Below are 8,030 nucleotides of genomic sequence, written 5' to 3' on the forward strand. Positions count from 1 at the left end.
CGAACAACCTCGAACCGTCAACGAAAAAACACTCGCTGGCGCTGGGAGCCGAGCAAAACCCCGCCCTTGCAACGACGTCCCCCTGTCACGCCCCGTCGGCCCTAAGTGTGCAGGGTGCTGGTGCGCACGCCTTCATCGATGGCGCGGTTGCACTGCTCGTCTAAGCGGAACGCCGCCTCTTCCGGGCTTACGTTGCCTTTCAGCAAATCGCGAATCACCTGGTGGAACACCTCACGCACCGCTCGAGTGTCCGGGTTGCTGCCGGTGAAATCCACCACATGGCCGCTGTTGGACTGGAACAGGTCGTAATAGGGAATGGCGTTGCCGTGGCGCTGGGACACCGCCTTCGACGCCGGTAGCGTGCCCGCGGAATAGTCCAGCCACTGGGAGCTGTTGTAGACGAACGACAGGAAGTCCTTGGCCAGCTGCACTTTCTCGGGGCTGCCGGAATCGAACACCTCGAAACCCGACACGAACATGGTGGCGCAGCCGTCGCCGTCCACGCCGCCGGGAAAGTTCACCAGCCCCACGCTGTCGCCGTAGCGACTCACCGACGCGTTGTTCAGCATGTAAATGGCCAGCTGGCCGTTGCGGAACAAACTGGAGCAGTCCTCGATTTCCAAATTCTCCGCATGGGGTGGCCACCAACCGCGCGCCACCCCTTCCTGCAGCTTGCGCAGCGCCGCGATGCCCTCCGGCCGCGAAAGGCAGAAGCGCCCCTCGTCGTTGAAGAACGGCGAGCCCTGCGACCGCAACAGCGTCATGATGTGGGTGTCGCCCTGGGAAATGGCGGCGTACATCATCATGGGATACGTGCCCTCGGGCAGGTTTGCCGCCAGCGCGTCCAGCACCTCGTCCCACTCCTGAATGCTCCACGACTGGATAACCCCATCGCGGATGAACCGCTCCAGCCCCGCTTGGCGCATCAGCTCCTTGTTGTAGGCCAAAACGTTTTGGCGCGACAGGTAGGGCATCATGTACACGCGGCCTTCGATGGTGCTCAAATCCCACAGCAGGTCGTAGATATCGTTGCGCACCGCAGGGCTCACCACGTCGTCCAGCGGCACCACGCGCCCGGTGTGGATATAGGTGGACATGTTGAAGTAATCGCCGTACAGGATGTCCACCGCGCGATCGGTGTCGAAGCAGTTCACGATGGCGCTGTCGTAGCCGTTCTGCTCGAACACCTCCACCTCCAGCTGCACAGGCGTCGGACTGGCCTGCTCGAAGGCGCGGGCCATGGCGGTTATCACCTGGCTCACTTCGTTGATGGAGTCGTCGAACACCACGTCGTGGCCGGTGCGAGGCACCTTCACCAGCAGCCGCGTGGGCTGGGCCGACCGCGTTGCGCCCCTGCTGCAGCCCGGCAGGGCCAGCGCGCCAGAGACCCCCAGGGCCGCCGCCCCGAAAAGCCCCAGGGCGCTGCGGCGGGTCATGGCGCGCGACAACAGGCCCCTATTGTTCATGGCGACCCCCTTCCCTCAAGGCCCCCAGTTTTTGCAACATCACAGGAACGTTCAGCGGTTTCGCCAGGAAGTCGTCCATGCCGGCTTCCAGCGCCCGCGCCCGATCTTCGGCGAAGGTGGAGGCGGTACAGGCAAAGATGGTCACCGCGGCCGCGTCGGGGCGCGGCAGCGCGCGAATGGCGCGGGCGGCATCGTAGCCGTCCATCACCGGCATCTGGGCATCCATCAGCACCGCCAAGAAATGCCCCTCCGACGAAGCGGCGAAGGCTTCCAGCGCCGCCTGGCCGTTTTCGGCCGCGGTCACCGCATAGCCCTCCTCGGAAAGGATGCTGGTGAGGATCTCGGTGTTCAGCTCGTTGTCCTCTGCCACCAAAACGGCGAAGGGGCGGTCCCCGGCCGGTGCCTTTTCCACCTGCGGCGCGGCCCCCTCATCCAGCCGGCCGTCCCCCGCCTCTAAAGCCTGCGCCACTGCCGCGGCTCCCGCCTCCTGCAAGCGAACCACCCCGGCAGGGGCCACGGCCAAGGGAATGCTCACGGAAAAGCGCGACCCCTTCCCCACCTCGCTTTCCACCGAGATGGTGCCGCCCATCTGGCAGGTGAGCAGCTGACTGATGGCCATGCCCAGCCCCGTGCCCTTCTGGCTCTCGCTGGTGGTGTGGCGCTCTTGGGAAAACGTGTCGAAGATGCGCTTTTGGAACTCCGCCGTCATACCGCAGCCGGTGTCGGATATGGCGATGTCGCAGCGCACTTTGCCGTCGGGGCCCTCAGCTTGCGAAGCCTCGAAAGTGATGGAGCCTCCTTCCGGCGTGAACTTCACCGCATTGGAGAGGATGTTCACGAATACCTGGCTGATGCGCACCTCGTCCCCCACCAGCCACGGATGGGGCAGGCTGCGATGCAGATGGAAGCGGATGCCCTTTTCATCCATGGCCTCCCGCTGCATGTCGCAAACGTCCCCAATGGCAGCGGCCAGGTTAAAGGGAGCCTCCGCCAGCTCCACCTTGCCCGCCTGCAGCTTCGATACGTCCAGGATGTCGTTCACCAAAGACAGCAGGTAGTTCACCGACTTGCCCAGCTTGCGCACGTAGCCCTCCATGGCCGCCTCGTCGCCCAGATGGCGCTCCATCAGGTGGTTCAATCCGATGATACCGTTCAAGGGCGTGCGAATCTCGTGGCTCATATTGGACAGGAACTCCGTGCGGGCGCTGGCCTCGGCCTGGGCCTGCACCGAACGCTTCATATAGCGGAACAGCACCAGCATCATCGCCGCAAGCGCCAGCACCACCGCCGCCAACATGCCAGCAGTCATGGTGACGAACGGGGCAACACGGCGGTCGAACACCTCCATGGGCACGGCCATGATAAACGACCATGCCGTTCCCTCCACCGGCGCGAAGCTGAGCACCAAACGCTCCCCCGCCCCGTTGGTACAGTACACCACGAAGTTGCGACCATCGGCAATGTTGCGGCGGATGTCGTCCACCGTCACGCCGCCCTCGATGCTGCCCGCCTCCAGCATGTCGTAGAAATTGTCGCGACCGGCCAGGTCGGTGGCGGCAGAGGACCCCACCACATAATAGCCGCTGCTGTCCACCACACTGGAGACGCCCTTGCCGCCAAAGCTCTCGATGAGCAGCTGATCGCGAATGCTGGAGAGGTCAGTGCGCCCCAGCAGAGCCACAAACCGCATGTCTCCCAAATCAATCGCGGGAATGCGGATACCGTACACCAGCGATTCTTTCGTGGTTTCCAGTCGCCCGAGCTCCTCTTCGTAGAGCATCACAAACCGTTCGCGCCCATCGGAAAATAGCTCGTCGTAGCCATGCTGATCGGCCCCCAGCCGCACCAATGAGCTACTGTACAAATCGCCGTTGTCCGCCAGCAGGTACACAGCGTTGAACAGCGGGGACGACGCCGCTTCCAGGTTCAGCTGCTCCTGGGCCTCGGCCACCGTTTCCACGTCGTATACTTCCAGCCGGTCGGCCACTGATTCCAAGCGGGCGTAAGAATCCGAAAGGGAGCCCTCGATGGTTTCCACATCGTGGCGGGAAATCTCATCCATCGAGGTCATGAGATAGTCCGCCACCGTGGCGGACAGCTGCCCCATGTACACGAAAACCGCCATACCCACAAGCAGGACGGCGGTAGCAAAAACTGCTATGTTCTTTCCTATATTCAACCCGAATTCCCATGTCGGCAGCGGTGCGCGTCCAGAAGCCCGCCGTCTCTCTCACTTGCGGCATTTGCCTTACGAAAGCAGTTTACCAAAAAATGGCACTTCCCCCTGCGACGGCACCCCTAAAACCCGCGCGGACCGCTGCCGGACAGCAAAAAGGGCAGCCCGGATACCGGACTGCCCTCGCATGCGAGATATGCGGTGCCGAAACTACTCGGCGGCCTCTTCGCCCTCCTCGGGCTTGTCGGCCTTGCGGCGCTTCGGGGCGCGCTCTTCAGCCTGCACCGACTCGTCCACTTCGATCTCGAAGCCCAGCTCTTCGGCGGCGGACTTCATGGACAGGGAGATGCGGCGGCGCTCCGGGTTGATCTCCATGACCTTCACCTTCACGTCGTCGCCCGGCTTCACCACTTGCGCCGGGGTGTCGATGTGGCGAGAAGCCATCTCGGAGATGTGCACCAGGCCCTCGATGGAATCGCCCAGTTCGATGAAGGCGCCGAAGGGCACAACCTTGGTCACCTTGCCATCGACGATGGTGCCCACGGGGTAAGACTCCACCAGCTTCACCCACGGATCTTCGGTGGTCTGCTTCAGGCCCAGGGAGATGCGCTCGCGGTTCAGGTCCACGTCCAGCACCTCAACCTCAACCTCGTCGCCCACCTTCACCACTTCGGAGGGGTGGTTCACATGGTTCCATGACAGCTCGGAGATGTGCACCAGGCCGTCGATGCCGCCCAGGTCCACGAAGGCGCCGAAGTCCACGATGGAGGAAACGGTGCCCTTGAGGCGCATGCCCTTGGTGAGCTTGGACAGGATTTCGGCGCGCTCGTTCTTGCGGCCCTCCTCCAGCAGCACGCGGCGGGACAGCACCACGTTGTTGCGGTTGCGGTCCATCTCGATGACGCGGGCCTCGATCTCGGTGCCCAGGTACATGTCCAGATCCTTCACGCGGCGCAGGTCCACCAAAGAGGCGGGCAGGAAGCCGCGCAGGCCGATGTCCAGGATCAGGCCGCCCTTGACAACTTCGATGACCTCGCCGGAAACCACTTCGCCGGCCTTGAACTTCTCTTCCACGGAAATCCAGGCGCGCTCGTACTCGGCGCGCTTCTTGGACAGGATCAGACGGCCGTCCTTGTCTTCCTTCTGCAGCACCAGCGCTTCAATCTTGTCGCCCAGGCTGACGATGTCGGACGGATCGGCGTCCTTGCGGATGGACAGCTCGCGGGCGGGGATGACGCCCTCGCTCTTGAAGCCGATGTCCACGAGCACCTCGTCATGCTCAAGCTTGACTACCACGCCGTCAACCAGATCGCCTTCGTCGAAGTCGGTGAGCGTGCCGTCAATCATCTGGTTCATCTGATCATCCGAGATATCGGAAAAATCAATGACTGACGTGTTCTTGATTTCGGTCAAAACGGACCCCTTTCGAACATTACATTCTGGGGACCCTTCGCCATGATTGATTGAAACGTTTAAGGTACTCGTTTTTACTGACGTCCGTTAGTTCAATAAAACATGTCTCGGGGGCCAACAGATACTACGCTTACGGGCTTTTCCCGCAAGTTTTTGCATTGTAGCACGGCCGGCTCCAATTTACAGAGGAACCTTCGACTAATTTGCGAAACATCACAGCAGGCTCACGGGCGGAAGAGGCAGTGGCGAAGATGGGCGCAATCGCGTCTCTTCGTAGGGCAGGCACTCTATGTCTGCCTGGGCCGAAAGCACGTGCGGGCCGTCCGCTTAGGCAGAGATAAAATCTCTGCCCTACGACAACGCCCCGCAAGTCCATTCGGGCAGAGCCCTTTCCTAGGGCCGGTACAGGCAGCGGCCCACTGCCCGGTTCCAGCGCTCCAGAAGCACCGCGTGGCGGGCGTCCTCCAGCCCGGGATGGTACACGTCGTCGCCGCTGCGCAGCGCCTCCAGCTCGGCGGTGCTTTCCCAAAAGCCGGTGGCCAGCCCCGCCAGGTAGGCGGCGCCCATGGCGGTGGTCTCGCAGTTCTGGGGCCGGTGCAGCCGGCAGCGCAGCACGTCGGACTGGAATTGCATCAGAAAGTCGTTGGCCGAAGCGCCGCCGTCCACGTTCAGCACGCTCAGGGGCAAGGGGGCGTCCGCCTCCATGGCCCGCACCAGGTCGTGCACCTGGAAGGCCAGCGCCTCAAGCGCCGCCCGCACGATGTGGGCCGAAGTGGTGCCGCGGGTAAGGCCGCAGATGATGCCGCGGGCGGCGCCGTCCCAGTACGGGGCGCCCATGCCGGTGAAGGCGGGCACGATCACCACGCCGCCGTTGTCGGGCACGCTGCGGGCAATGGCCGAGCTCTCGGCCACGTCCTCCAAAAGCCCCAGCCCGTCGCGGATCCACTGCATGAGGGCGCCCCCCATGAACACGCTGCCCTCCAGGGCGTACTCGGGGCCGGGGGCGCCCGGCGCGCTGGCGGCGATGGTGGTGATGAGGTTGTGGGACGAGCGGCACGGGGTGGTGCCGGTGTGCATGAGCAGAAAGCAGCCGGTGCCGTAGGTGTTCTTCGCCTGGCCGGGGCTGAAGCAGCACTGGCCGAACAGGGCCGCCTGCTGGTCGCCGGCAATGCCGCAGATGGGAACCCCCGGCACCAGCGCGTCAGTGGCGGTTTCGCCGAAGAAGCCGGCCGAGGGGCGCACCTCCGGCAGCATCGACGCCGGGATGCCGAACAGCTCCAGCAAAAACGGATCCCACTCCATGGTGTGGATGTTGAACAGCAGCGTGCGGCTGGCGTTGGTGGGGTCGGTGGCGTGCACCGCGCCGCGGGTGAGGGTCCAAAGCAGCCAGGTGTCCACAGTGCCGAAGGCCAAACGGCCTGCTTCGGCCGCCTCCCGCGCCCCTTCTACATTGTCCAATATCCACTTTATCTTGCTGGCAGAGAAGTAAGCGTCCGGCACCAGGCCGGTTTTCTCCACGATGGTTTGGGTGAGCTGCTCGTCGGCCGCCATCTCCTCCATCTGCGGCGCGGTGCGGCGGCACTGCCACACGATGGCGTTGTACACCGGCTGGCCGGTTTCGCGGTCCCACACGATGGTTGTCTCCCGCTGATTGGTGATGGCCAGCGAATCGATGTCGGCGGCGGAGAGGTTGTTGGACACCAAAAGCTCGGTGAGGGCCCCCAGCTGGGTGGCCAGGATGTCGCGGGGGTCGTGCTCCACCCAACCGGGCTGCGGGTAGATTTGCGGGAACTCGTTTTGCACCGTGGCCCGCACCCTGCCGGCCTTGTCCACCAAAAGCGCGCGGGAAGAAGTGGTGCCCTGGTCCAGGGCTATGATGAAGCGCTCGCTCACATTTGCTCCTTCAGCCATGCCAGCACGTCTTGGTATACGCGGGCCTTTTCCGGCTCGTTCAGAATCTCGTGGCGCATGCCCTCGTACAGGGTGAGGCGCACGTCCCGGCTGCCGGCCTTGCGGGCCAGATCCGCCGCCGCCTTCACCCCTTTGCCGCAATCCCCCACCGGGTCTTGCGCGCCGGCGATGAACATAAGCGGCAACTGGGGCGGCACGCGGCGGGCGCACTCCAGCGTAACCACTTCGCCGGTGAGGCTGGTGAGGGTGGCATAGGCGCCCACCGAGAACATCTGGCCGCACATCTCGTCGGCCAGGTAAGCGTCCACCACCGCCGGATCCACGCTTATCCAGTCCAGCGGCGTGCGGGGGTTCTCGATGGCGCGGGCGAAGCCGCCGGCCCCCATGGAGTCCAAAAGCGGGCTGCGGTAGTCGGCCCCCTTAAGGTGGCACAGCAGCATGGCCAGGACATGGCCCGCTTTCGACAGCGCCAGCGGCTGGTTGCCGGTGCCGCAAATCACCGCGCCCGCCAGCCCCTCTCCGTGACGGGCCAAGTAGGCGCGGGTGATGAAGCTTCCCATGGAATGACCGAACAGGAAATAGGGCACGCCGGCGTAGGTTTCCTGCACCGAGGTGCGCAGGGCGTGCACGTCGGCGATGAGGATGCGCTTGCCGTCGGGGGGCATGTGGCCCAGCCCCTCGGCCGTGGGCGCGGTGGCGCCGTGGCCGATGTGGTTCTCGGCGCACACCCCGATGCCGGCTTCGGTGAGGAAGCGGGCGAAGTCGGCGTAGCGGTCGATGTGCTCGGCCATGCCGTGCACCAGCTGCACGATGGCCGCCGGCGCGGTGCTTGAGGGCATCCACAGCCGCGCGTCAACGGCAGACCGGCCGTCCGCCGAGGCGAATTGTATGGTTTCCGTTTCCATGGAAGGCGCGTCCTTTCCCGCGAAAAGAAGGCCCGGACGGCCAAACCCGGCCCGGACCCCGCACTGGAAACAGATTAGCCCAACCAGCAGCGATAATCCAGAAACACCTTGCCCACGCGCGTCAAAGCGCCCCCGCGCCCGCACGCCTCGCGCCCGCCC

The 8,030-nt window shown here is 64.2% G+C and carries 5 protein-coding genes; all 5 read right to left on the reverse strand.

The genetic code is table 11. From position 1 onward, the window contains the following. Positions 1-101 precede the first annotated feature (101 nt). A complete protein-coding gene (locus DMP11_RS07500) occupies positions 102-1,466 on the reverse strand; it encodes an ABC transporter substrate-binding protein (protein ID WP_123185874.1) in 1,365 nt (454 codons plus the stop codon). After that, a complete protein-coding gene (locus tag DMP11_RS07505; protein WP_148041112.1) occupies positions 1,456-3,591 on the reverse strand; it encodes a hybrid sensor histidine kinase/response regulator in 2,136 nt (711 codons plus the stop codon). Before DMP11_RS07505 ends, DMP11_RS07500 begins: the two co-directional genes overlap by 11 nt. Positions 3,592-3,852: 261 nt before the next feature. Further along, the gene (rpsA, locus tag DMP11_RS07510; protein WP_123185876.1) at positions 3,853-5,055 is read right to left on the reverse strand and encodes a 30S ribosomal protein S1; all 1,203 of its coding nucleotides are present in this window, start codon (positions 5,053-5,055) and stop codon (positions 3,853-3,855) included. Between the two features lie 393 nt (positions 5,056-5,448). Next, on the reverse strand, positions 5,449-6,966 hold the full coding sequence (gene glpK / locus DMP11_RS07515) for a glycerol kinase GlpK (RefSeq protein WP_123185877.1): 1,518 nt from the start codon (positions 6,964-6,966) through the stop codon (positions 5,449-5,451). Continuing rightward, the gene (locus tag DMP11_RS07520; protein ID WP_123185878.1) at positions 6,945-7,871 is read right to left on the reverse strand and encodes an alpha/beta fold hydrolase; all 927 of its coding nucleotides are present in this window, start codon (positions 7,869-7,871) and stop codon (positions 6,945-6,947) included. The genes glpK and DMP11_RS07520 overlap by 22 nt, the downstream gene beginning before the upstream one ends. Positions 7,872-8,030: the final 159 nt, after the last annotated feature.

The organism is Parvibacter caecicola (genome assembly GCF_003725335.1).
In the GTDB taxonomy this organism is placed as follows: domain Bacteria; phylum Actinomycetota; class Coriobacteriia; order Coriobacteriales; family Eggerthellaceae; genus Parvibacter; species Parvibacter caecicola.

Excerpts from the sequence above, each read along its gene's own strand:
- glpK (WP_123185877.1), bottom strand. The coding sequence starts at position 6,966 with ATGGCTGAAGGAGCAAATGTGAGCGAGCGCTTCATCATAGCCCTGGAC.
- DMP11_RS07520 (WP_123185878.1), bottom strand. The coding sequence starts at position 7,871 with ATGGAAACGGAAACCATACAATTCGCCTCGGCGGACGGCCGGTCTGCC.
- DMP11_RS07505 (WP_148041112.1), bottom strand. The coding sequence starts at position 3,591 with ATGGCGGTTTTCGTGTACATGGGGCAGCTGTCCGCCACGGTGGCGGAC.
- DMP11_RS07500 (WP_123185874.1), bottom strand. The coding sequence starts at position 1,466 with ATGAACAATAGGGGCCTGTTGTCGCGCGCCATGACCCGCCGCAGCGCC.